18 protein-coding genes and 1 pseudogene are annotated in these 22,976 nt (G+C 65.0%); 11 read left to right on the top strand and 8 right to left on the bottom strand.

What is annotated here, in order from left to right; genetic code table 11:
• The 3 genes and pseudogenes from A3A5_RS43635 to A3A5_RS0127340 all read left to right on the top strand — a co-directional run.
• Positions 1 to 202: pseudogene (locus A3A5_RS43635) on the top strand (IS5/IS1182 family transposase); the annotation flags it as partial.
• A 686-nt stretch (positions 203 to 888) separates the two neighbouring features.
• Entirely contained in the window at positions 889 to 1,737 is an 849-nt protein-coding gene (locus A3A5_RS0127345) for a class I SAM-dependent methyltransferase (protein WP_018313655.1), read from the top strand.
• A 58-nt stretch (positions 1,738 to 1,795) separates the two neighbouring features.
• Complete coding sequence (locus tag A3A5_RS0127340; RefSeq protein WP_018313654.1) at positions 1,796 to 3,379, top strand: MFS transporter; 1,584 nt, start codon at positions 1,796 to 1,798, stop codon at positions 3,377 to 3,379.
• A gap of 155 nt (positions 3,380 to 3,534) precedes the next feature.
• On the opposite strand, the gene A3A5_RS0127335 is transcribed toward A3A5_RS0127340, so the two are convergent.
• Entirely contained in the window at positions 3,535 to 3,858 is a 324-nt protein-coding gene (locus A3A5_RS0127335; protein ID WP_018313653.1) for a hypothetical protein, read from the bottom strand.
• Positions 3,859 to 4,644: 786 nt separating this feature from the next.
• On the opposite strand from A3A5_RS0127335, the gene fdnG reads away from it, so the two are divergent.
• Genes fdnG through fdhE form a run of 4 tightly spaced genes read left to right on the top strand, consistent with a single transcriptional unit; the run spans position 4,645 to position 10,169 of the window.
• The gene (gene fdnG / locus A3A5_RS0127330; RefSeq protein ID WP_018313652.1) at positions 4,645 to 7,734 is read left to right on the top strand and encodes a formate dehydrogenase-N subunit alpha; all 3,090 of its coding nucleotides are present in this window, start codon (positions 4,645 to 4,647) and stop codon (positions 7,732 to 7,734) included.
• Positions 7,731 to 8,621 carry a formate dehydrogenase subunit beta gene (gene fdxH, locus A3A5_RS0127325; protein WP_018313651.1) on the top strand — a complete coding sequence of 297 codons (891 nt, stop codon included), beginning with the start codon at positions 7,731 to 7,733 and terminating at the stop codon, positions 8,619 to 8,621. The genes fdnG and fdxH overlap by 4 nt, the downstream gene beginning before the upstream one ends.
• A gap of 13 nt (positions 8,622 to 8,634) precedes the next feature.
• Positions 8,635 to 9,309 carry a formate dehydrogenase subunit gamma gene (locus A3A5_RS0127320; RefSeq protein ID WP_018313650.1) on the top strand — a complete coding sequence of 225 codons (675 nt, stop codon included), beginning with the start codon at positions 8,635 to 8,637 and terminating at the stop codon, positions 9,307 to 9,309.
• Positions 9,306 to 10,169, top strand: a complete 864-nt coding sequence (fdhE, locus tag A3A5_RS0127315) for a formate dehydrogenase accessory protein FdhE (protein ID WP_026201186.1) — start codon at positions 9,306 to 9,308, stop codon at positions 10,167 to 10,169. Before A3A5_RS0127320 ends, fdhE begins: the two co-directional genes overlap by 4 nt.
• Positions 10,170 to 10,214: 45 nt before the next feature.
• Here the strand turns inward: fdhE and A3A5_RS0127310 are convergent, their stop codons facing one another.
• The gene (locus A3A5_RS0127310; protein ID WP_026201185.1) at positions 10,215 to 10,793 is read right to left on the bottom strand and encodes an NnrU family protein; all 579 of its coding nucleotides are present in this window, start codon (positions 10,791 to 10,793) and stop codon (positions 10,215 to 10,217) included.
• Positions 10,794 to 10,882: 89 nt separating this feature from the next.
• Between A3A5_RS0127310 and A3A5_RS0127305 the strand changes: the two genes are divergently transcribed.
• Together A3A5_RS0127305 and cax are read left to right on the top strand one after the other, a co-directional pair.
• The gene (locus A3A5_RS0127305) at positions 10,883 to 11,287 is read left to right on the top strand and encodes a VOC family protein (protein ID WP_018313647.1); all 405 of its coding nucleotides are present in this window, start codon (positions 10,883 to 10,885) and stop codon (positions 11,285 to 11,287) included.
• Positions 11,288 to 11,413: 126 nt separating this feature from the next.
• Complete coding sequence (gene cax / locus A3A5_RS0127300; protein WP_018313646.1) at positions 11,414 to 12,487, top strand: calcium/proton exchanger; 1,074 nt, start codon at positions 11,414 to 11,416, stop codon at positions 12,485 to 12,487.
• Between the two features lie 38 nt (positions 12,488 to 12,525).
• Here cax and A3A5_RS0127295 read toward each other — a convergent pair whose 3' ends face one another.
• The 4 genes from A3A5_RS0127295 to A3A5_RS0127280 all read right to left on the bottom strand — a co-directional run bounded on the left by A3A5_RS0127295 (position 12,526) and on the right by A3A5_RS0127280 (position 16,640).
• A complete protein-coding gene (locus A3A5_RS0127295) occupies positions 12,526 to 12,927 on the bottom strand; it encodes a hypothetical protein (RefSeq protein ID WP_026201184.1) in 402 nt (133 codons plus the stop codon).
• A 146-nt stretch (positions 12,928 to 13,073) separates the two neighbouring features.
• Positions 13,074 to 14,318 carry an NADH-quinone oxidoreductase subunit F gene (locus tag A3A5_RS0127290; protein WP_018313644.1) on the bottom strand — a complete coding sequence of 415 codons (1,245 nt, stop codon included), beginning with the start codon at positions 14,316 to 14,318 and terminating at the stop codon, positions 13,074 to 13,076.
• A gap of 19 nt (positions 14,319 to 14,337) precedes the next feature.
• Entirely contained in the window at positions 14,338 to 15,987 is a 1,650-nt protein-coding gene (locus A3A5_RS0127285; RefSeq protein WP_018313643.1) for an FAD-binding protein, read from the bottom strand.
• A 14-nt stretch (positions 15,988 to 16,001) separates the two neighbouring features.
• Positions 16,002 to 16,640 (bottom strand): 2Fe-2S iron-sulfur cluster-binding protein, encoded by a 639-nt coding sequence (locus tag A3A5_RS0127280; protein WP_026201183.1) that lies wholly within the window; start codon positions 16,638 to 16,640, stop codon positions 16,002 to 16,004.
• Positions 16,641 to 16,834: 194 nt separating this feature from the next.
• Here A3A5_RS0127280 and A3A5_RS0127275 point away from each other — a divergent pair, with 194 nt between their 5' ends.
• Positions 16,835 to 18,340, top strand: coding sequence for a DASS family sodium-coupled anion symporter (locus A3A5_RS0127275; protein ID WP_018313641.1), 1,506 nt, complete (start codon positions 16,835 to 16,837; stop codon positions 18,338 to 18,340).
• 97 nt (positions 18,341 to 18,437) lie between these two features.
• Positions 18,438 to 19,232: an alpha/beta fold hydrolase gene (locus tag A3A5_RS0127270; RefSeq protein ID WP_018313640.1), complete on the top strand. Its 795-nt coding sequence runs from the start codon at positions 18,438 to 18,440 to the stop codon at positions 19,230 to 19,232.
• Positions 19,233 to 19,264: 32 nt separating this feature from the next.
• On the opposite strand, the gene A3A5_RS0127265 is transcribed toward A3A5_RS0127270, so the two are convergent.
• Together A3A5_RS0127265 and A3A5_RS0127260 are read right to left on the bottom strand one after the other, a co-directional pair.
• Complete coding sequence (locus A3A5_RS0127265) at positions 19,265 to 21,328, bottom strand: cache domain-containing protein (RefSeq protein ID WP_026201182.1); 2,064 nt, start codon at positions 21,326 to 21,328, stop codon at positions 19,265 to 19,267.
• Positions 21,301 to 22,704, bottom strand: a complete 1,404-nt coding sequence (locus tag A3A5_RS0127260) for a sigma-54 dependent transcriptional regulator (protein WP_018313638.1) — start codon at positions 22,702 to 22,704, stop codon at positions 21,301 to 21,303. Before A3A5_RS0127260 ends, A3A5_RS0127265 begins: the two co-directional genes overlap by 28 nt.
• Positions 22,705 to 22,976 lie beyond the last annotated feature (272 nt).

Raw genomic sequence — 22,976 nt, 5'->3', positions numbered from 1 at the left:
GATGCAATGACGGTTCGCAGGCGAACCGCATGTCTTCGGAACCTTCAAACATTGGATGGGCTACACGCACTTCCTGACGCGCACGCTACCGAATGTAGGTACTGAAATGAGCCTGCATGTTCTGGCGTACAACCTGAAGCGCGTCCTTCGAATTCTCGGGTTCTCGAAAACAATGANGGCAATGCGCCTGGTGGGTGCGTAAGCACCCATTTGCGCCTAAAAAATGGGCTGAAGATCGCCCTCAGGAGCTCATTGGCGCTGTTCGCACCCGTTTCGGCGTCGTCCCATGACCAGATTGGCCGAAAATTCGATAAGACAGGCTACGCCCCGGAGGAGACGCGCATTAGTGCGATTCGAGAGACGTTTCCACACGGCCTCGGTCGGTTAGGGACAAGATCCGGGCCGGTGAGAAATGGCGACCGCTAGAAGCCGGGAACGACCGAAAGCCCCGCTCGCGATTGGAGCGGGGCTAAAAGCGGAGCCGCTGATATTGCCATTGCGATAATGGCCGGACACTACGACAACCCCGGGGCCAGTGCCCGACTATGGGCGCCCCGCTCCATCCAGGCTCACGGGCTCCGAGGAAACACAGGCACACAGGCAGCTCTCGGCCATGAGGCGTCATTCCACTCATACCGTCGGTCGGACGTTCAGACGTCGGCTGCGGCCCCGGTTTCGCTTCATAGGCCGGCCCCGATCAAACGGCCAGTCAACCGTTGGATCCGTTCAGGAAGGCGGTCACTCACTCGCGCAGCCTCCAATTGTGCGCAGAAAGTAACCCTCTGCGCGGAAGCCGCCAACTTACGAGCGCTGCATAACACTGCCCCCACGATCGCTTGCGTACAATGCTCCTGTACAGGCGGCGGCGGGTCCTGAGGGAGTCTCCAAATGACCGACAGCAGAGTGAAATCCAATCTTCGCAATACGTGGGAGTCGGCAGCACCCGGCTGGGCGAAGTGGGAGCATGTGTTCGCCACCAATCTTTCGGGCGCCACGGACATGCTCATCGATATGGCCGGTATCCGGCCGGGCATGCGCGTTCTCGATCTGGCCTGCGGTGCCGGCAGCCAGAGCATTCAGGCAGCAATGCGAGTGGGTGCCGGCGGCGAAGTGGTCGCCTGTGATATATCGGGCACCATGCTGGAGCATGTCCGCCGAAATGCCGCTCGCGCCGGTCTTCAGAATATCGAAACGCTGGAATGCGCCGCAGAAGAATTGGACGAGACACTGGCCCCGTTCGACGCGGCGATGTGCCGATTGGGGTTGATGCTTTTCCCGTCACCTAGCGAGGCATTGGAAGCTGTCCAACGCGCACTCAAGCCTGGCGCGCGTTTCGCGGCGCTGGTCTTCACGACGCCGGCCAAGAATCCCTTTATGGCCCAGCCGATGGCGATCCTTCTACGCCACGCGGGCAAGTCTCCTCCCGCGCCCGGACAACCTGGAATCTTCGCGCTGGGAGGCGATGGCGTGATGGAACGCCTGATGAACGACAGCGGTTTTGGAGATGTGAGAACACAGCACGTTCGAGCGCAGCTCGTCTTGCCGAGCGCGTCCGATGCTCTGCAACTGATGCAGGAAGCCGCCGGGGCATACCGGGCTGTGGTAGCGGACCTCGACGCCGCGGCGAGATTGAAGGCCTGGAACGATGTCTATGAATGCCTAAAGCAGTTCGACGCCGATGAAGGCTTCAAGGCAGAGCTTGAACTCATCATCGGGTCGGGTGCCAAGCCAAGATAGTTTTCGCCCGTTGGAGACTGACGGTCGCCTACACCCGGATCTTCCCGATAGCGACCCAATGACCGCGCACGTCGTCGCTGCACAAGCAAGCCCGTGCGACGAACTCGTCATCCGCTCGCAGCCCACCGCGGTCGACCGCCCGTGCCGGCGCAAGCGTCTGGCACTCGCCGCGACGATCCTCGGCTCAAGCATGGCGTTCATCGACGGCTCCGTCGTCAATGTCGCGCTACCCGCCATTCAGAGCGAACTCGGCGCGAGCGTCGCGGCAATGCAGTGGATCGTTAACGCCTACCTGCTCTTTCTCGGGTCCCTCGTGCTGGTGGGCGGATCGATGGGCGACAAGCTCGGCCGCCGCACGGTGTTCATTGCGGGCATCGGGGTCTTCACGCTGGCGTCGGCCGCGTGCGGGTTCGCGCCGGACGCGAATTCGCTGATCGCCGCGCGCGCTGTGCAGGGCATTGGTGCAGCACTCTTCGTACCCAGTAGTCTCGCGATCATCGGCGCCGTGTACGAAGGCGAAGCGCGCGGACGGGCCATCGGCACCTGGGCGGCCGTCGGGGCGATCACGTCCGCGGCGGCGCCGGTGGCGGGCGGCTGGCTCGTCGACATGTTGTCGTGGCGCGCGATATTCTTCCTTAACGTCCCGCTTGCTGCGATGACGATCGCGCTCGCGATTTCGTCGGTGCCGAACAGCCACAAGCTCGATGCGCCTCAACAGTTGGACTGGCCCGGCGCGCTTAGCGTCGCAGCGGGGCTCGCTGCCCTCACCTATGGTCTGACCGAGGCGTCTGCGCGCGGTTTCGCAGATCCGCTTGTCCTGTGCGCGATCGGCGCCGGCGCGTTCGTGCTGGTCGCATTCGTGATGATCGAAGCGAACAGCCGTCACCCCATGATGCCGCTCGACGTGTTCCGCTCACGCGATTTCACCGGCGCCAACCTCGTCACACTGCTGCTCTACTTCGGCCTGAGCGGCGCGCTGTTCTTCCTGCCGTTCACGCTGATCCGCGCACATGCCTACACCGCAACCGAAGCGGGCGCGGCGCTGCTGCCGGTGCCGGTCATCATCGGCTTGTTGTCGCGCTTCACCGGCGGCCTGACGAGCCGCTTCGGTTCGCGCATCCTGTTGAGCGCTGGCCCGGGTGTCGCCGGAATCGGGTTCCTGATGCTGGCGTTGCCGTTCGTGCGCGGCGGCTATTGGGCCGGATTCTTCCCTGCGCTCATCGTGCTCGGGCTTGGCATGACGATCACCGTCGCGCCACTCACGACGATTGTGATGGACTCGGTGCCGGCTGACCACGCAGGCGTTGCATCCGGCATCAACAATGCGGTTGCGCGTGTGGCGAGCCTGCTGGCAATTGCGGTGCTCGGCATCGTGTTCGTGTGGTCGCACCAAGCGGCGCTGTCGGCGCGGCTCGATGAACTGGACGTTCCCAGGGACGCACGCGGGACCGGGCAGTTGCTGGAGCCGGGCGCGCAAGCCGGGGCGGCAGCGGGCGACGCCCATTTGCCGACTCGGACACCCGTGGCGCTGGCGGAAGCCGAAGCTATCACCGACGCGCTGCGCGCCGTTGCGCTGGTGTCCGCTGTGTGCGCGTTCGCCGGAGCGGGTCTCGCGGTGGCGACCATCCGACCCCGCGGGTGATATGGCTCGTGTCGCCGGGCGCGTCCGTTGCCTATCGGCGCCCTCCCCGCGACGAAGGCAGATGGGTCAAGAAGCCGGGGGATGTCGTGCCGCTGGCGCCATTCCTGGCGTCGCAGCCGGATGCCAGCCCGGGCGCAGGAGCAGCCGGTCGCCGCTTACAGCGGCCCGGGCAGCGTCTTCAGGCCGATCCAGAGCACCACGATGACAACATTGACCGGTACGCAGAGCGCGCCGGGCACGTAGAAGAGCGCGGACAGCGCAGGCGCGGACAGCACAAGTTCCACCACACTACCCAGCCCATAGCAGCAGACACCGCACCAGAGCCAGCGCCGCATGTACGTTAGCAGCCAATGCGCGCGCGCCTTGTTGAAATGCCAGGCGAGGGCTCGTTCAGCGCGGTTGCCCTGGCTGGCGTCCCGGTACAGCCAACTGAAGAAAAAGTAGCGGTACAGCAGGGCGCGAAAGGTCTGCTCTTGCATGATCACTCCTTTGGCCGCGCCAGCCTGTGGAGTGTAAAGGTCATTCAATCCCACAGCGCAGGCCGGATGCCAGCGGCGCAGGCCAATTACCGTTCTGTTCAATGTCATTGGTAGAAACGCCCGGCACGGAAGTCAAGCGTGACGAGAATCGCTGCCGGCACAGGACGGCCACGGGGTGGCACTGCTGCGCCGCAGCGCAATGGGCAGGCGCACTGGAACCCGGCCAGCGATTTGGCCTGACTTGGCAGACGATGCGGTTGCGCCGACTCTCATGGCCGTGATCACGGCAGCAATACTGCCGATGACTCGGATGGCAAGACCCCCTTGGGCATAAGCTGCCCGCGCCGAACGGGATTTTCCCCTATTTGGAGTAATGGGCTGGTCGTGCTACGCTCCTCAGCGAGCGATACCCGTCCCGACGTCGTGCCCCGGTGGGGCCGCGCATCTGCAGGGCAATCCGCAGGGCGTTTCGGGCTCATTCTCATCGCTTATCCAAATTTATCTGCATTCGAACCTGAGCGGCATTTCTCCGCTCGTGGCGCCGTGCGCGCGGGAAACCGGCACGGATGACGTCGCGTCGTGACCGGCGACGCGACGTCATTTGTGGTTGGTCATCCTCTTGCGCGTGCGCCTCAGGGACGTACCGGACGGGGCATCTCCGTGATCGATCGCGATCCGGGCGGCCCGGGGATACGTGCGCCCAAATGACGCTACGGGTCTCGAATGCGATCGCCCCCACTCCTGGCAGCAGGGATGGGCGGAAGAAGAAATGACGATGAGACCACGATGACTTACACCACCAATATCGGACGTCGACAGTTCCTCAAGATACTTGGCTTTGGATCTGTTGCCGTCTCGGCCTCGGCCCTGGGCCTGGGTACAGCCCGGGCGCAGGCGCCTGCCGGCGTGCGCCCCTACAAGCTGCTGCGTGCGAAAGAGACGCGCAACAACTGCACCTATTGCTCGGTCGGGTGCGGCCTCCTGATGTATTCGCTGGGTGACGGCGCCAGGAATGCGAAGCCCCGCATCTTCCACATCGAGGGCGATCCCGATCACCCGGTCAGCCGTGGTTCGCTCTGCCCAAAGGGCGCGGGCCTGCTGGACATCGTCCATTCGAAAAACCGGCTGCAGTATCCGGAATACCGCGCGCCAGGGTCGAAGGAGTGGGTGCGCATCAGCTGGGACGATGCGACCAGGCGCATCGCCCGCCTGCTGAAAGACGACCGCGACAAGAACTTCATCGCGCGCAACGAGAAGGGCCAGCTGGTGAACCGATGGCTGAGTTCGGGCATGCTCGCCTCGTCAGCGGCGTCCAACGAAACCGGGGTGCTCGACTTCAAGTTTGCCCGCTCGCTCGGCATGCTGGCGCTGGACTGCCAGGCGCGTCTGTGCCACGGGCCAACGGTTTCGGCACTGGGGCCGTCCTTCGGCCGCGGCGCGATGACGAACCACTGGGTGGACATCAAGAACGCCAATGTCGTCATCGTCATGGGCGGCAACCCGGCCGAGGCCCATCCGGTCGGCTTCAAATGGGTGATCGAGGCCAAGATCAGGAACAAGGCCAAGGTCATCGTCATCGATCCGCGCTTCAACCGCACCGCCTCGGTTGCCGATATCTTCTCGCCGATCCGGGCGGGCTCGGACACGGCCTTCCTGATGGGCATGGTCAACTGGCTTCTGCAGCACGACAAGATCCAGCACGACTATGTGCGCGCGTACACCAACGCGCCGCTGATCGTGCGCGAGGATTTCGGCTTCGACGAAGGGCTGTTCTCGGGCTTCAATCCCGAGAAGCTCGCCTACGACAAATCCTCCTGGGCCTATGAACTCGACGCGGCGGGGAACGCGAAACGCGATCCCTCGATGCGCCATCCGCGCTGCGTGCTGAACCTGCTGAAGCAGCACGTCTCACGCTACACGCCCGAGAAGGTCGAGGAGATCACCGGTGTGAGGAAGGCCGACTTCCTGCAGATCGCCGAGATCGTCGGTTCGTGCTCGGCCAGGGACAAAACACTGACCTGGCTTTACGCGCTTGGCTGGACGCACCACACCGGCGGCGCACAGATCATTCGCGGCGCGGCGATGATCCAGCTGCTGCTGGGCAATGTCGGCATGTCCGGCGGCGGCGTGAACGCGCTGCGCGGACACTCCAACATCCAGGGCTATACCGACCTTGGTCTACTGTCGCTGCGGCTGCCGGGCTACATGGACCTGCCTACCGACAGGCAGCAGACGCTGAAGCAATACCTGGCCGATGCCACGCCGAAAGCCGTGGTGCCTGATCAGGTGAACTACTGGAAGAACCTGCCCAATTTCTTCGTCTCGCTGCAGAAGAACCTGTTCGGCAAGCATGCCACGGCGGAAAACAACTGGGCCTTCGACCTGTTGCCGAAATGGGATCGCAGCTACGACATGCTGGCCTATTTCGACCTGATGTACGAGGGCAAGGTCAACGGCTATGTGGTCCAGGGGTTCAACCCGCTGGCGGCGATGCCTGACAAGAACAAGTCCTCGGCCGCGCTGTCGAAACTGAAGTTCCTGGTGGTCATCGACCCGCTGGTGACCGAGACCTCCAACTTCTGGCGCAACGAAGGCAAGTTCAACGACGTCAAGACCGAAGAGATCATGACCGAAGTCTTCCGGCTGCCGTCGAGCTGCTTTGCCGAGGAAGACGGGACCGTCGTGAACTCGGGCCGTTGGCTGCAATGGCACTACGCGGGCCAGCAGCCGCCGGGCGAGGCGCGGCATGATCCGGCCATCCTCGGCGGCATCATGATGGAGCTGCGGCGGCTCTACGAGAAGGAAGGCGGCGCCTGCCCGGAACAGGTTTTGCACATGACCTGGGACGAGGCGACCTATCACGATCCCCACAGCCCCCATCCCGAGGAAATGGCCAAGGAAGCCAACGGCTACGCGTTGGCAGACGTGTTCGACGAGACCGGAAAGAAGATCCTGCGCAAGGGCCAGCTGCTGGATTCGTTCGCGCAACTGCGCGACGACGGCACGACCTCAAGCTACTGCTGGATCTTCGCCGGCTCCTGGACCGAGGCGGGCAACCAGATGGCCAGGCGCGACAACACCGACACCGGCCTGGGGAACACGCCGGGCTGGGCCTGGTCCTGGCCGGCGAACCGCCGCATCCTCTACAACCGCGCGTCGATGGACGAGATGGGCAACCCCTGGGACCCCAAGCGCCAGATCCTGCATTGGAACGGCGAGAAATGGGTGGGCGCGGACGTGCCCGACTTTCCGCTCACTGCGGCGCCTGGCACGCCCGTCGGACCCTTCATCATGCTGCCCGAAGGCGTGGGGCGCCTGTTCTCCGTCGGCGGCATGATCGACGGCCCGTTCCCCGAGCACTACGAGCCGGTCGAGAGCCCGATCGCCAAGAACCCCCTGCACGGAAAGGTCACCCACAACCCGACCGCCCGCATCTTCCAGAACGACGCGCAGCGGATGGGCAACCGCACCGAGTTCCCCTATGTCGCCACGACCTATTCGATTACGGAACTGTTCCGCCACTGGACCAAGCACTCGCACCTGAACGCCATGCTCCAGCCCGAGCAATTCGTCGAGATTGGCGAGAAGCTGGCCGCGGACAAGGGCATCGCCCATGGCGACACGGTGAAGATCACGACCAAGCGCGGACATATCACGGCCAAGGCCGTGGTGACCAAGCGCATGCGCACGCTCCAGGTGGCCGGGCAGGCGGTCGATCAGATCGGCATCCCCTGCCATTGGGGCTTCGAGGGGGCGACCCGCAAGGGCTATCTCGCCAATACGCTTGCGCCGGGTGTCGGCGACGCCAATTCGCAAACGCCGGAATTCAAGGCATTTCTCGTAAACATTGAAAAAGTGGCGGGAGCCCAGGCATGAACTCGCAAAACATCATCCGTCGCTCGGCCTCGTCGGAGCTGACACCCGCCCCTCGCATCCGCGACCATCAGATGGAAGTGGCCAAGCTGATCGACGTGTCGATCTGCATCGGCTGCAAGGCGTGCCAGGTCGCCTGCAATGAATGGAACGACCTGCGCGGCGACGTCCAGGAGAATGTCGGCGTCTACGACAATCCGCGCGACCTGTCGCCCAACACCTGGACCCTGATGCGCTTCACCGAGCATGAGGACCAGGCGGGCAAGCTGGAATGGCTGATCCGCAAGGACGGCTGCATGCATTGCGAAGATCCCGGATGCCTGAAAGCCTGCCCGGCGCCCGGCGCCATCGTCCAGTATGCCAACGGCATCGTCGACTTCCAGTCCGACCTGTGCATCGGCTGCGGCTATTGCGTTGCGGGCTGCCCCTTCGACGTGCCGCGTATTTCCAAGATGGACAACAAGGCCTACAAGTGCACGCTGTGCTCGGACCGCGTCTCGGTCGGGCAGGAGCCTGCCTGTGTCAAGACCTGCCCGACCGGCGCCATCGCCTTCGGCTCGAAGGCAGAGATGCAATCCCTCGCCGCCGAGCGCGTGGCCGAGTTGAACGAGCGCGGCTATGCCAAGGCCGGCCTGTATGACCCGGCGGGGGTCGGTGGCACCCACGTGATGTATGTGCTGCAGCATGCCGACGACCCGAAGCGTTACGCGGGCTTGCCGAAGGACCCGGAGATCAGCTCGGTGGTCTCGGGCTGGAAGGATGGCCTGAAACCCGTCGCCGCTTTCGCCGGCGCGGCGGCAGTCGTGGGCATGGCGGCACATTTCATGGCGGTCGGCCCCAACACCACCGAAACAGACGACCACGACGCCCCGACTGACGGCGCGGCATAAGCGGAGACCGGGAATGGCGACCAACAACGACATGATCCTGCGCACGAAATTCGCCGAGCGGCTGTGTCACTGGGCGATCGTGCTCTGCTTCTTCCTCGCGGCGGTTTCGGGAATCTCGTGGTTCTTCCCGACGGTGAGCTGGCTGAGCGGCTTCCTTGGCACGCCGCAGATGGCGCGGCTGCTCCACCCGTTCCTGGGCATCGCGGTCTTCGTCGGGCTTTGCTACATGGGCTGGCGCTTCGTGGGCTACAACATGCCCGCGTGCACCGACGCGATCTGGTTCCGCCGCGCCAGGGAAGTGCTGCTGAACCAGCATGGCGGCGAACCGCTGCAGATCGGCAAATACAACGCCGGCCAGAAGGTGCTGTTCTGGCTAATCATGGCTTCAATCCTGGCCCTGCTGATCTCCGGGCTGATCATGTGGCGTGCCTATTTCGCCGAGTACTTCCCGATCCCCGTGCTCCGTCTGGCGATCCTGGCCCATTCCGTCGCAGGGATCGGCCTGATCCTGCTGATCGTGGGCCACATCTATCTGGCAATCTGGGTGCGCGGCTCGATCACGGGCATGGTGACGGGCTACGTCTCGCGCGCCTGGGCCAGGCAGCACCATGACCGCTGGTATGGCGAGTTGAAGGCGAAGGAGTCGAATCAGTCGAAAGCGGCGGAAGCGAAGGGGAACGAGGCATGAACCAGCATCAGACAACGCCGGGAATACCGCCATCGGACGAGGCCTCGCGGCATTTCATGCCGCTGATCCAGCCGGACCTTGCCGGTCTTTACAGCCGCCGCGCCGCGCGCCTGCGCGCGCTGGCCGACGGGCACGACCTTGCCGATTATCTGCGCCTGGCCGCCCGCGTGGCCGAGGTGCAGGCGTCGCTGGTGCCCGAGGCCGGTGGGCCCGGCCCGGCAGACGCCAGGGCCATCCCGCGGGAGGGGAATTGGGGCGCCCTGCTTGATCGGTTGATCGAGCGGCTCAAGCACGATGCTCCCGCCCCGGTCGCCCCGCATCTTGCGGCGCTGCGCGCCCTCCCTGCGGATGCGCGCCTTGATGCTGCCCAGGCGCTGACCGAGGGCCGCTTTGATGCGGTGCCGGCGGCAATCGCGCCCTTCCTCTGGGCTGCGCTCTCGCTGCAATGTGCCAGCGCCGCGCGGGCGGCGCCCGTGCCCGACAGCGGCCCGGCCGAGCACGCGTGCTGCCCGGTCTGCGGCACTGCCCCCGTGGCAAGCCTGATCCTGATCGGCGACAGCCAGGGCATGCGCTATCTGCATTGCGCGCTCTGCGAGAGCCAGTGGCACATGGTGCGGGCGAAATGCACCAACTGCGGCACAGCCTCGGAGCTTGACTACCTCAGCTTCGACACCGCCGAAGCCACGGTGCGCGCCGAAAGCTGCGGAGTGTGCCACGGCTATCTGAAAGTCATCTCACTGGAACGCGACCCGCAGGCCGAGGCCGTGGCCGATGACCTTGCCACCCTGGCCCTGGATGATGCGGTGACGGCGGAGGGCTATCAACGCACCGGATTCAATCCCTTCGCGCTGCCGGGCTGAGGCGCTGCCCGACATATCCATGTGCTAACCGCCAGATTCTTTCGCTTACCCGAACGCCCGCACGCCGGTCATCCATTCATGAAGCACGAATCCGAACAGCGCCCAGCCTGCCAGCCCGACGACCGCCACCATCGCATCGCGCGCAGGTGTCCCGGTCGGGTAGCTGGTTCCCGCTTCCCGGTCCCGCCGGCGCGCTGACACGAAGTCCGCCACCGCCCACGCCAGGAACGCGCCAAACAGCACCACTGCGGCGAGTGTTCCGTTGGCAAGCAGGTGCCCCAGGGCCCAGGCCTGCACGCCTGCCAGCATCGGATGACCAAGCGCAGCCTTGATGCGGTTGCGAGGCACATATGCCGCCGCAATCAGCACAAAGGCCGGGACCGTGAGTAATGCGGCAACGTACCGCCCCCATACCGGCGGCGTCCAGACCAGCACAGGATGCGCGCTGGCCAGGCCGTAGCCCCATACAACCAGCGCCAGGCCGGCAATCGAAACCAGGGTGTACAAGCCTTTCCAGCGACGGGGGCCGAGCCTGGCAACCTGCGCGGTGCGCCATGGGTCAGCCACCATGCGTACCGAGTGCGCACCCAGAAAAATGAGCAATCCCAAAACCAGTACCGTCATGCTGCCACCTCTTTCTTTAGGGCCCGCCGCACGCCTATGCTAGACATATTGCATTTCAGCGGTCCAGCCTTGTTCAGGAGGATTTCCCCATGCTTCAGAACGGTAACGTCGCGGCCAGGATTCCTGCGCAAGACCTCACACGAGCGAGATCCTTCTACTCGAGCAAGCTCGGGCTTGAGCCAGTCGAGGAACGGCCCGGCGGCCTGCGCTACAAGTGCGGCAACAGCTACTTCGTACTTTTCGAGTCGGCTGGCTCGGCCTCCGGCACTCACACACAAATGGCCTGGGAGGTCGATGACATCCAGGCAACCGTTAGCGAACTGCGGCACCTGGGAGTCGTGTTCGAAGAATACGATCTTCCCGGCCTCAAGACCATCAATGGGATCGCCGAGGTCCAGGGGAACTACCCGTCCAAGGGTGGCATAGGCGAGAAAGGTGCCTGGTTCAGAGACAGCGAGGGCAACCTCCTTGCCATCGGGCAACCGATCAGGTGAGTCCATCGGCCTGATCGAACTACCCGCGGCTGTACCAAGCTGTCTTGTCTCTTGCCTGCAACCCCGGTGGGAGATAAAAGGACTGTTCGAGGACGAGCTGTCATCACCGGAAGCAGGAGGCAATCCATGTGGATGAATTTGCTTCTGATCTTTGTGCCGATCGCAATCGCCCTGGAATTCCTTGCTTCCGATCACCACCTCCTGATCTTTATCGCTTCCTCCCTGGCCATCCTGCCGCTTGCCGGACGGATGAGCCATGCCACCGAGCAACTCGCGGAGCGCATGGGCGAGGCGGTCGGGGGACTGCTCAATGCGACATTCGGCAATGCGGCTGAACTTATCATCGCACTTGTCGCCTTGCGTGCCGGCCTCCATCAGGTGGTGGAAGCCTCCATCGTCGGTTCCATTGTCGGAAATATGCTGCTGGTGTTTGGCGCCGCGATGCTCGCAGGCGGCATTCGCTATCCCGAGCAAAGCTTCAACCCGCGCGGCGCGCGTTCCCAGGCGACCATGCTCATACTGTCGGCGATCGCGCTGATCCTGCCTGCCAGCTTTGAAGCGGTAGAAGGCAGCACGACAGCCGTGCTGTACCGGCTCAGCGCCTGGATTTCCATCGCGCTTCTGGTCGTCTATGCGTTGTACCTGGTGTTCTCGCTGGTCACTCACCCCGCGCTGTTCCGCGGCGCATACGAAGCCAAGGCGGTTGCCCGGGAAGGCGTGGAGGACCAGCCCTCCTCGTCCGTAGCGCGGGCGATAGCGATACTGGCGGCAGCCACCGTAGGGACGGCGTGGATGAGCGAGATCATGGTGGGTGCGCTCGGCCCCATGATGCGCGACTACGCCCTCAGCGACATATTCGTCGGTGCCTTTGTGGTGGCGATCCTCGGAAATGCGGCCGAGCATGCATCGGCCATTACCGCAGCCATGAGAAATCGCATGGACCTGTCGTTTTCCATTGCGGTCGGCTCGAGCGTCCAGGTGGCACTGTTTGTCGCGCCGGTGCTGGTACTGACGAGCCACTTTCTCGGTCCGGCCCCGATGGACCTGGCCTTTCGTCCCGCCCTGGTCCTGATGGTAGTCCTGTCCGTGCTGGTCACGGCGCAAATGGCGAGCGACGGGCACGCCGACTGGTTCAAGGGCACGCAGCTCCTGATCGTGTATTTTGCCCTCGCCCTCACCTTCTTCTTCCTGCCGCGCTAAAGACTGCCGTCGGCGACATTGGCATCAGGGCACGCCCGCTACCGCCGCCGCGGCGCAGCATGCCGCGGCGGATAGAGCTTCTGGAACTGTGCCGTCGTGATCCCCATTGCGCCCCTGTCATCGATGATCGTCATCTCGCGCCACGCACTCGGCGCGCCTTCGAGTCCGGGGAATTCCCGCAACTGCCAGATGCGACCCGTCTGCGTGTCGAGCAAGAAGGGGCCTGCGCGGACCTGGGATTGACTCACGATCTGATAGCGGCCAGGTCCAGCCTGCTGCGGCATATCATCGGCTCGCTGGGGTGGCGGAATGGCAACCGCTTCACTGCCGGCGGCGACGGGTGTTTTACCGCTTGCCGGGGGTGGCGGCTGCTCGCGGTTGCCGCATGCCCCGACCAAAGCCATCGACAAGCACAGCGCATAAGGTGCAAAGTAGTGCATGGTTGGCTCCGTGATCTCGCCCATCGCATCCATTGGAAAAGCCACCTGGCCGCCGTTCGGCGAACCTACAAGACGCCAAGACATCGCTGCGCGGCAGCGCGCACGCATGGCGCGGCGCCTCGCAAACCGGATGTTCGATGCTGGCCCTATGCCATCAGGAGCGCCTCGTATTCTTCCCGGAACTGATGGAGGGAACTGTCCACCACCGTCACGGCGCCGTCGATCAGGCCGCAGCGCCCGCTGCCGGGAAGGATGCGGCACAGGTTCTCCAACGATTCCAGGTCCGCACGCACGCCGCGGCCCGTATCGATCCGGTTCAGCAGGCGCATCAACTGGAAGGTCCCGCCCTTGCACGGCGGGCACTGGCCGCATGAGCCCTGGGCGAAGAAGCTGACGTACTCTGCCACCTTGCGGACGATGCTGGTCCCTTCCGACACCACGATCATCGCACCGGTTCCCAGCCGCGAACGCCGTTGCCGCACGGAGTCGAAGTCCAGCGCCACATCGAGATCGCGCTTGGTCAGCAGCATATTGGAGGGCCCGCCCGTGAAGACCGCCTTGAACTCCTTGCCCTGGAGCATCCCGCCGCCATGTCGGAACACCAGGGTCTCAAGGCTCGTGCCCATCGGCAGCTCATACAGGCCAGGCCGCAAGACATCGCCCGAGAGCGAATACAGCTTGGTTCCCGAGGCATGGCCGATGCCGAGGCCGCGATACCATTGGGCACCGTTGCGCAGGATGCCCGGGACGTGGGCCAGCGTCTCGGTGTTGTTGACGACGGTCGGCGCGCCATGCACGCCATGCTCGGCGGGAAATGGCGGCTTGCGGCGCGGAAACGGGAACCCGCCCTCGACGCTCGCGATGACCGCGGTTTCCTCGCCGCCGATATACAAGCCTGAGCTGGGTAGGACGCGAAGCGACACCGGTCCGCCGACCAGCCCGGCCAGCTCGGCGAACTGCGGGTGTGCCTGCCATTGCTGCACCGCCTCGCGCGTCCGCGCCAGCGACAGCGGCTGATGGGGATTGACATACAGCACGACATGGTTGGCGCGAGTGGCCGCCGCGGCGATCAGCGCGCCCTCGATCACCTGGTGCGGCGTGTGCTCAAGCAGGAAGCGGTCCTTGAACGTTCCCGGCTCGTCTTCGTTGCCATTGCAGATGATGTACTTGTCGCCGGCCGCCGCGGCAGCCACCGGTGCCCATTTGCGATGCGTCGCGAAACCGGCGCCGCCCATCCCGCGCAAGTCCGCCTGCTCGATCTCGGCAATGACCACGGCCGGCTCGCGCAGCGCCCGGGCCAGCCCCTCTCCGCCGCCGCGTGCCAACCACGCATCGAGGTCGGCGCCGACCCGGATGTCCTCGTTGAGCAGAACCTGATTGAACTGTTCCATCGCGCGCTCCGTGCCCCGCTTACCGGGTGCCGCCGACCGCCCGCCCCCACGCGCCGGAGTGCAACCCTGCGTCGACGCGCAGATCGAAATTTGCGTAGCCGGGGAAGAGCTGCGGTGCCTTGACATGCAGGGGCAGCCCGGCCAGCGTCAATTCCCGCTGCCAGGCGTGCACGTGGCCGATGCCGGCGCGTGCGGCGATGGCGCTGCGCCCGGCTTGCGCCGCGCTGGCACCGGCGCGCCGGCCCATGCTCAGGATATCGAGCAACGCGTTGCCCATCAGCCGGTTGCGCCCATGAATGCCGCCCGTGACCTCGCCAACGCAATAGAGCCCTTGCACGCTGGTCGCGCCCTCCTTGTCAATGGCAACGCCGCCGTTCTGGTAGTGCAGGGTCGGGTAGACAAGGAAAGGCTCCTGGGACGCATCCTGGCCGCACTTGTCGGCAAGATGGCGCAGCGTCACGAGCCGCTTGGCCAGGATGCCGGGGTTCTCCATTTCCAGCGTCGGCGTGTCGAGGAAGACACCGACCTGGCCACCCCGCTCGATGCCGCGCCCCTGCGCGCATTCGCGCAGGATTGCCGAGGCCACGATGTCCCGCGGCTTGAGTTCATCGACGAAACGCTCGCCCTCGCCGTTGATCAGCTTCGCGCCGGCCGAGCGGGCGGCTTCCGAGATCAGGCCGCCCGCCAGGTGCGGCGGGTAGGCGATGCCGGTGGGATGGTATTGAAACGAATCCAGCTCGCGCAGGCGCGCCCCGATCCGATAGGCCAGCACCAGGCCGTCTGCGGTAGCCCCGTAATGGTTGGACGTCGGGAAGGCATTCAGGTGCAGGCGCCCCGCCCCGCCGGTGGCGAGAATCACGGCGCGCGCTCGCACCAGCATAAAGGTGCGCCATTCGAGGTTGTAGATCACCGCCCCGGCGCAGCGCCCCCGCTCGTCGGACAGCAACTCGACTGCGGGGCAGCGGTTCCACACCGCGATGCCGGCCTCGAGGTCCACCGCCTCGCGCAGCACGCGCATCATTTCCAGGCCGGTATAGTCCCGGTAGGAGAGAATGCGCGCGGCCGATGCCCCCCCTGGCTTCTTGCGCAGGAGATTGCCGCCGAGGGGCCGGTCTTCCTCCTGGTCGAACATCATGCCCAGCCGGATCAGCCATCGGATCACGTCGGGCCCATCCATCACCATCTGCGCGACCAGCTCGGGCTCGCCGCAGAAGTGCCCGGCGCGCAAGGTATCCTCGAAGTGCAACTGGGGACTGTCGTCCTCGCCGATGGCCGCCTGGATCCCGCCTTCAGCCATCACGGTGTTGCTGTCACCGAGGCGCAGCTTGGTGGCGAGAATCACCTGCGCGCCTTGCCTGGCCGCGGTCAGCGCCGCCGCGCAGCCGCCACCGCCCCCGCCAATGATCAGCACATCGGTGGACACGAGTTGCGCCCCGGCAATGTCGACGTCGTCGATCAGCGCATTGGCTTGCAGATAGCGGGCGAGATCCGGCTGACAAGGCTCGCCGCGGTTGACGCCGACGCTCAGCGCAACGCGCGCATTGGACCCGTGGTCGGGGTGGTAGGCCTTTAGCAGTGCTTCGATGGAGGTGTCATCGCCGCGCACCGCCGGCGCCACACCTGGACGGTAGCGCTTGCGCGCCTCTTCGTAGGGGATGCCAGCTGGCATGATGGTTCGTCCCGTCAGCGCGGCGGCTGCGCGCCGGGTGCGTCAAAGTCAATCGTCATCGCGCCGCTCTCGATCTGCTGCAGGCGCAGCATGAGATTGGCCGGCCGCAGTGTCTGCGCCGCGATTATCCGCCGCACAAACAGGCCGAGATGGTTGGGCCGGATATGCTCGGGGCAGGCCAGCGTGCAGAGATTGCACATGACGCATTCGTCGAACACCTGGCCCGAGGCGGTCAGCTTGCCCTCCACCGCGAACCTCACGCCCTCCTGAACATCGAGTCCCTTCGGACAGGCCCGATCGCATCCGCTGCAGTGACGGCAATGGGCAGCTTCCGGGAACACTTCAGAGATTGTTTGCAAAGCATCCCAGCTGTCGCCGATCTCCTCGATGCGATAGACGTGCCGCTCCGACGCAGTGAAGTAATCCAGGAACGCGACCTGCATGCCATCTTCGACCAGCGTTTCGCAGGCGAGCGCAGTCTTGACATCCTGCTCGCCGTTGCGCCGCACCATGACGCGGCATGAGCCGCACACCCCCTGGCCCATGCAGCCGACGCCTTCGACAAGCGTTTCCCCCGCATGCAGGAAGGCCTGCAGGATGGAGCAGTTTGCCGGTGCTTCAACCGAGCGTCCTTCAATGCTCAAGCGTACCAGTCCCATCGCGTCGCCTCTTTTGCCCGGCGTCGTCAGCGCCACACTGGCATTTCCACAGAAAAGGTCATATAAACCTTAGCACAAGGGAGGTCATTGCGAAGGGGGCGCCGCATCCAGGCCTTGCTGGACACCGCCGCCATTGGGGCCTGGGCGGGGCCATTGCCGCCATCAACTCTTCTGGGAAGGATCGCAAGATGCTCACCAAACTGAAAGCGGCGTTCCTCTACTTCAATAGCGTGGTCCCATTCCGGCTGGGCCCCGCCCTGATCACGACGGTGGTGCTGATCACCCTGCTGCTGCTGCCTGTGCCAGAGGGGCTCACGCCCAAGGCTTGGGGCCTGGTTGCCATCTTCCTGACCACAATCGTTGCGATCATCCTGAAGGTCATGCCGATCGGGGTGATGGCGATGATGGCCATCGTGGTCCTCTCGTTGTCGCAGGTGACCTCGACCTCGTCCAAGGGGGCGATCGCCGATGCGCTGACCGCCTTCGACAGCCCGCTGATCTGGCTGATCGTGGTGGCCATCCTGATCTCCCGCGGCGTGAAGAAGACCGGCCTGGGCACCCGTATCGGCCTGATGTTCATCGCCCTGATGGGGAAACGAACGATAGGCATCGGCTATGGCCTGGCCACCTGCGAGCTGGTGCTGGCGCCCTTCACACCGAGCAATACCGCGCGCGGTGGCGGCATCGTGCATCCGATCATGAAGTCGATCGCCAATGCATTCGACTCGGACCCGGCCAAGGGCACGGAGGGCAAGGTCGGCACCTACCTGGCGTTGGTCAACTATCACGCCAATCCTATCTCCTCGGCGATGTTCGTGACCGCCACCGCCCCGAATCCGCTGGTGGTGGACTACGTCGCCAAGGCGACCAACCAGAGTCTGCATCTGAGCTGGACGAGCTGGGCACTTTGCATGTTGGTGCCCGGCCTGCTATGCATGCTGGTGATGCCGCTGGTGATCTTTGTGTTGTCGCCGCCGCAGCTCAAGGCCACACCCAATGCGGTGGAGTATGCGCACGCCGAAATGGCGAAGATGGGTCCAGTGTCGCCGAAGGAAATGGTCATGATATTCACCTTCGCGCTGCTGCTGCTGCTATGGGCCAACGTTCCGGCGATGGTGTTCGGTCCTTCGCTCACGCTGGACCCGACGGTGGTCGCCTTGGTCGGCCTGTTCGTGCTGATCATCACTGGCACCCTCGACTGGGACGACGTGCTGTCCGAGAAGAGCGCCTGGGACACGCTGATATGGTTTGGTGCGCTGATCATGCTGGCCGAGCAACTGAACAAGCAGGGTGTGATCGGGTGGTTCTCGAAGGGCATGAGCGACGCGATCGTGGCCAGTGGCATCGGCTGGGGTGGCACGGCTGCGATCCTGGTGGCGGTCTTCGTGTTCTCGCACTACCTGTTCGCCAGCACGACCGCGCATATCAGTGCGATGATGCTCGCCTTCCTGACGGTCGGAGTCCATCTGCTGCCGCCAGAGTATGTGGTGCCGTTCATGCTGCTTATGGCGGCCGGCTCGGCGATCATGATGACGCTGACCCACTATGCGACAGGCACCTCGCCGATCATCTTCGGCAGCGGCTTTGTCACGATGGGAACCTGGTGGCGCGTCGGCTTTGTGATGTGCGTGGTGGAGCTGCTGATCTTCGCCGTGGTCGGGAGCGTCTGGTGGAAGGTGCTTGGCTTCTGGTGAACACGCAGCCGGACGACGCCCTATGAACCGCTCGTGATCCCGCCAGGTCAACGCGTTCGGCCGCTTCTTCGCCTCGCTCTGAACCCGGAGACGCAAAATGCCATTCGTAACGTCCGACGGTGTTTCGATCCACTACGAGGTCAAGGGCCAGGGTTCGCCCGTGCTTCTCCTGGCGGGGCTTGCGGGAGTGGGGGCATCCTGGGGGCCACAGATCGACCTGTTCGCCGGGCATCACCAGGTGATCGTGCCGGATCACCGCGGCACCGGTCAGTCCGAGCGCACCGCGCGCGACATGACGATTACGCAACACGCGCGGGACATGGCGCGGGTCATCGAGGCAGTCGGGTGTGGACCGGTCCATGTGGTCGGGTCCTCGACCGGAGGCGCCATCGCGCAGCTGCTGGCGATCAATCACCGCGAACGATTGCGCAGCGCGACCATTGTTTCTTCGATTGCTCGCGCGGACGCGTTCTACCGCCGCCAGTTCGATATGCGGCGACGCATGCTGACCGATTCCGGCCTGCGCGCGTCCACCGAGGCGAACGCACTTTTCCTGTTCGACCCGAAATTCAGTCGCGAGCACCCGGAGCAGGTGCAGGCGTGGGTGAACGCCGCATCGGCTGGCACCTTCGACCCGGAGATCGGCTTTGCCCGGATCAACATGATCGTAGGGCACGATGCCTTCGATGATCTTCCATCGATCACGACGCCGACGCTGGTACTGGTGGGCGAACGCGACTTCTGCGCCCCGCCGTACTTCTCTGCTGAGCTTGCAGCGCGGATTCCGGGAGCGGAATTTGCCACCCTGGACGGTGGCCACTTCATCTTCCTCGAGAAGCCCGCACTACTGCATGACACTGTGGAAGCCTTCATTGCCAGGCACGAACGATGATCGGTTCGAGGGCACGGCACCAACATGCCATGTCATGGCACGCCGCCGCCCGCCTCTGCCTGCGCCGGGGCCGCCCCGTCCTCGCGCAGCCAGACAATGAACTCGGCGCCCTGTCCCACCGCGCTCTCCACGGTAATGCGGCCGCCGTAGCGCTCCACCAGCGCATAGCTGATGGAAAGCCCGAGGCCCGTCCCCATCTGCTTTTTGGTCGTGAAGAACGGGTTGAACAGGTTGGGCAGGTCTTCTTCCCGGATGCCGTGGCCGGTGTCGCGCACGTGCAGCGTCACACCCTGCCCGTCCCAGTCGCGCGTGCCCAGCGTGAGCGTGCCGCCCTCGGGCATGGCGTGGATGGCATTGGTCAGCAGGTTGACCACCACCTGCTGCAACTCGCTGCGGCTGATGCGCACCTGCCGCGTGGCCAGGCAGTCCAGCTCGACCCGGATCGACGCGCCCTTCAGCATGTGCTGGACCAGGTCGACGCAGCCAGCCGCCACTTCACCCACATCCAGGCGCTCCATATTGCCGGCGTAGGCCTCTGGCCGGACAAATTGCAGCAGCCGGCTGGTCAGCTGCTGGATGCGCCGGACCTGCTCGTCGATCAGCCGCAGCTCATGGCGGACCGGCTCCGCGGCCGGGCCCAGGATCTCGCGCGCCACGTCCAGGTTGCCCTGGATCACGGCAATCGGATTGTTGACCTCATGGGCCACGCCGGCGGTGAGCTGTCCCGCCACGGCGAGCTTTTCCGACGTGATCAGCTGCTGCCGGGCCGCCCGCAGGTCGGCGTTGGATTCTTCCAGCTCGCGGGTGCGTTCGGCCACCTTGCGATCGAGCGAGTCCGCCCAGTCCTTGAGCTGGGCGTTGCGCTGCTGCAGGTCAGACAGCAACTGGTCGAACTGGCCGGCAAGCTGGCCCAGCTCGTCTTCACTGCCCACCGGGCCTACGCGTGCCCCGGTGTTGCCGGCCTCGAGCGCGCGCATGGTGCCGACCATCCGCGCCATCGGCGCAAACACGCGCCTGGCCCACAGCAGGGAAAACAGCGCCCCCGCCACGCCCAGCAGCAGGAACAGGCCTACCAGCACGCCCAGGGCCAGGTCCTTGGCCTGGCTGATTGGCTTGGCCAGGTAGCCCACGTACAGCATGCCGATGCGCTGGCCGCGGCTGTCCGTGATCGGCTCATAGGCGCTCATGTACCAGTCGTTGACCACGAAAGCCAGGTCCAGCCATTTCTCGCCGCGCAGCAGCACCTTGTCGCGTACCTGGCGCGAGACCCGCGTGCCCAGCGCCCGCTCGCCATGGAACAGCCGCACGTTGGTGGCGATGCGCGTGTCGTCCAGGAACAGGGTCGCCGTGCCCTGGCTGCCGCGCGGCAATGACTCCGGCTGGTAGACCAGCGCGTTGATGGTATCGATAAAGCCGAGGTTGTTGTTCAGCAGGGTGCCGCCGTGCAGGACCGCCACCAGTGTGCCGGCTTCATCGAACACCGGCGCCGCGGCGTGCACCACCATGCCGCGGGTTTCCAGGGTCTTGTCGGTGGGCACCGCATTGGCGGTAGGTCGCAGCGCCACCTGTGCGCGCCGGGCAAGCTCGGCGGACACGGCTGCCAGCTGTGCCGCGGACCAGGCGTCGGTGGCGGCCGCCGCGCGGCCCGCCGCGGCGCTGCTCACTATGCGCCAGGCGGCAGGGTCGGCCCCTGCGCCAGCGGGCGCAGCGGCAAGCAGCCGCCCTTGCGGATCCAGCAGTTGCAGGAAATCCAGCCCGTGCGTGCGTCGCGCGTCGGCCAGGATGGCGGGCATGGCGTTGCCGCGGCCAAGCCCGGCCACCAGCGCATGTGACCGCGCCTCCTGCAGGACCCGGTCTTCCACGCCACGCACCATATGCTCGAAGTACTCGTGGGCGACCAGCAGGTCGCTGTTGACCTTGTAGGCCAGCAAGGCCTGGAACGCGCGATCGCCCCACAACCCCATGATCAGCAGCAGTGCCAGCAGCGCCACCAGCAGGGGCGCGATCACGATGGACACAAGCTTGGCCCGCAGCGAGGCGCGATAGCGGCGCAGCAGCGCAGCCGGGCTCAAGGACGCAGGCCCCACTGCAGGCATTTGCGGTCCAGCGTGCGGCGCGAGATGCCAAGCCGGCGCGCCGCTTCCACCCGGTTGCCGCCCTCGGCCGCCAGCACCTGCAGGATGTGCCGCCGCTCCACCGCCTCCAGCAGCGTGCCGTCGTCGGCCGGCATGGCTGCGTCCTCGCGCTCCTCTTCCGGCTGGTTGGCTTGAGCCGGATCGGCCTGGTGCGCCAGCAACTCGACCGGGTATTCGCCAAGGATCAGCGCCCGCTCCACCAGGTTGCGCAGCTCGCGCGCATTGCCTGGCCAGTCGTAGCCCTTGAGCACCCGGACCAATGAAGGCGAGAGCGGCACCGCGGGCAGTCCGAGCTGCGCCGACAGCTGCTCCGAGAAATGGTCGGCCAGCGGCACGATGTCTTCCGGCCGCGTGCGCAACGGCGGGATGGCGACGGACACAACGTCGAGCCGGTAGTACAGGTCCTGGCGGAAGCGCCCGGCGGCGACCTCGTTGGCCAGATTGCGGTTGCAGGCCGCGACGATGCGCACGTCCACCGCAATCTCGCGTTCGGTACCGAGCGGCCGGATGCGCCGGTCCTCGATCACCCGCAACAGCTTGGCCTGCATCGGCAGCGGCAGCTCCGAGATCTCGTCCAGGAACAGCGTGCCGCCGTCGGCATAGAGAAACAAGCCATGGCGCCCCCCGGCCGCGCCGGTGAACGCACCCTTGGCGTGTCCGAACAATTCGCTTTCAATGATCTCGGGCGCCATCGCGCCGCAATTCAGCGGCACGAACTGGCCTTGCCGTCCGCTCAGGCGATGCAACTCGCGCGCCACCACTTCCTTGCCGGTGCCGGACTCGCCCGTCACCAGTACCGTCGATGGCATCGGTGCCACCCGTGCCACCAGCGCCATGACCTTCTTCATGGCTTCGGACTCGCCGATAAAGTGCTTGTGGATGGTGTACTTGTCCAGCTCACGGCGCAGCAGGTAGTTCTCACGCGCAAGCCGGGTCCGGTCGAAGCAGCGCCGGATGGCATTGAGCATCTGGTCGACGCGGAACGGCTTGACGATGAAGTCCGCCGCGCCCGAGCGCAGCGCGGCAATCGCCGTGTCCATATCGGCGAAGGCCGTCATCAGGATCACATCGGCGGGGTTGCCGGCCGCGCGCAGTGCCTTGAGCCACTCGATCCCGCTGACACCGGGCAGCGCCACGTCGAGCAGGATCAGGTCGAAATGGCGTTGCTCCAGCAGCGCGGCACCCGCTTCGGCGCTGTCGGCCGCCACCACGCTGCCCACCTTGCCTTCTAGCGCGCGAGACAGGAACGAACGCATGCCGGCCTCATCGTCCACCACCAGGATCGTCCGGCGCTGCCAGTTGTCGGCTTCAGCTGCGTTGCTTTGTCTTTCGTTCATCACTTTACTGGTTGCGGGGGCAAGGGAAGAGTCTAGCGACAGTGCGCTATCGGCCTGTATTGGGAGTAAACCGAGCCAGCCCCGCAAACCGCGGCCAGGGATGGACAGTTTGGCCCGCGCCAGGGGCCGCCGCCAGGACATTTTGTCCACGGCTTCGCCTGACGGCCCGGTCCGAGCGCGGCACAATCCATTGGCAGCAAACGGAATCCGCCATGGGCATGGCTTTTGCTGAACGACGCACTCCAGCCCATCGCATCTCGCGCAAGAAGAGG

Source organism: Cupriavidus sp. UYPR2.512, assembly GCF_000379565.1.
GTDB lineage: Bacteria > Pseudomonadota > Gammaproteobacteria > Burkholderiales > Burkholderiaceae > Cupriavidus.
The sequence above is the reverse complement of the archived record's forward strand: the minus strand, read 5'-3'. Positions and strand labels throughout refer to the sequence as shown.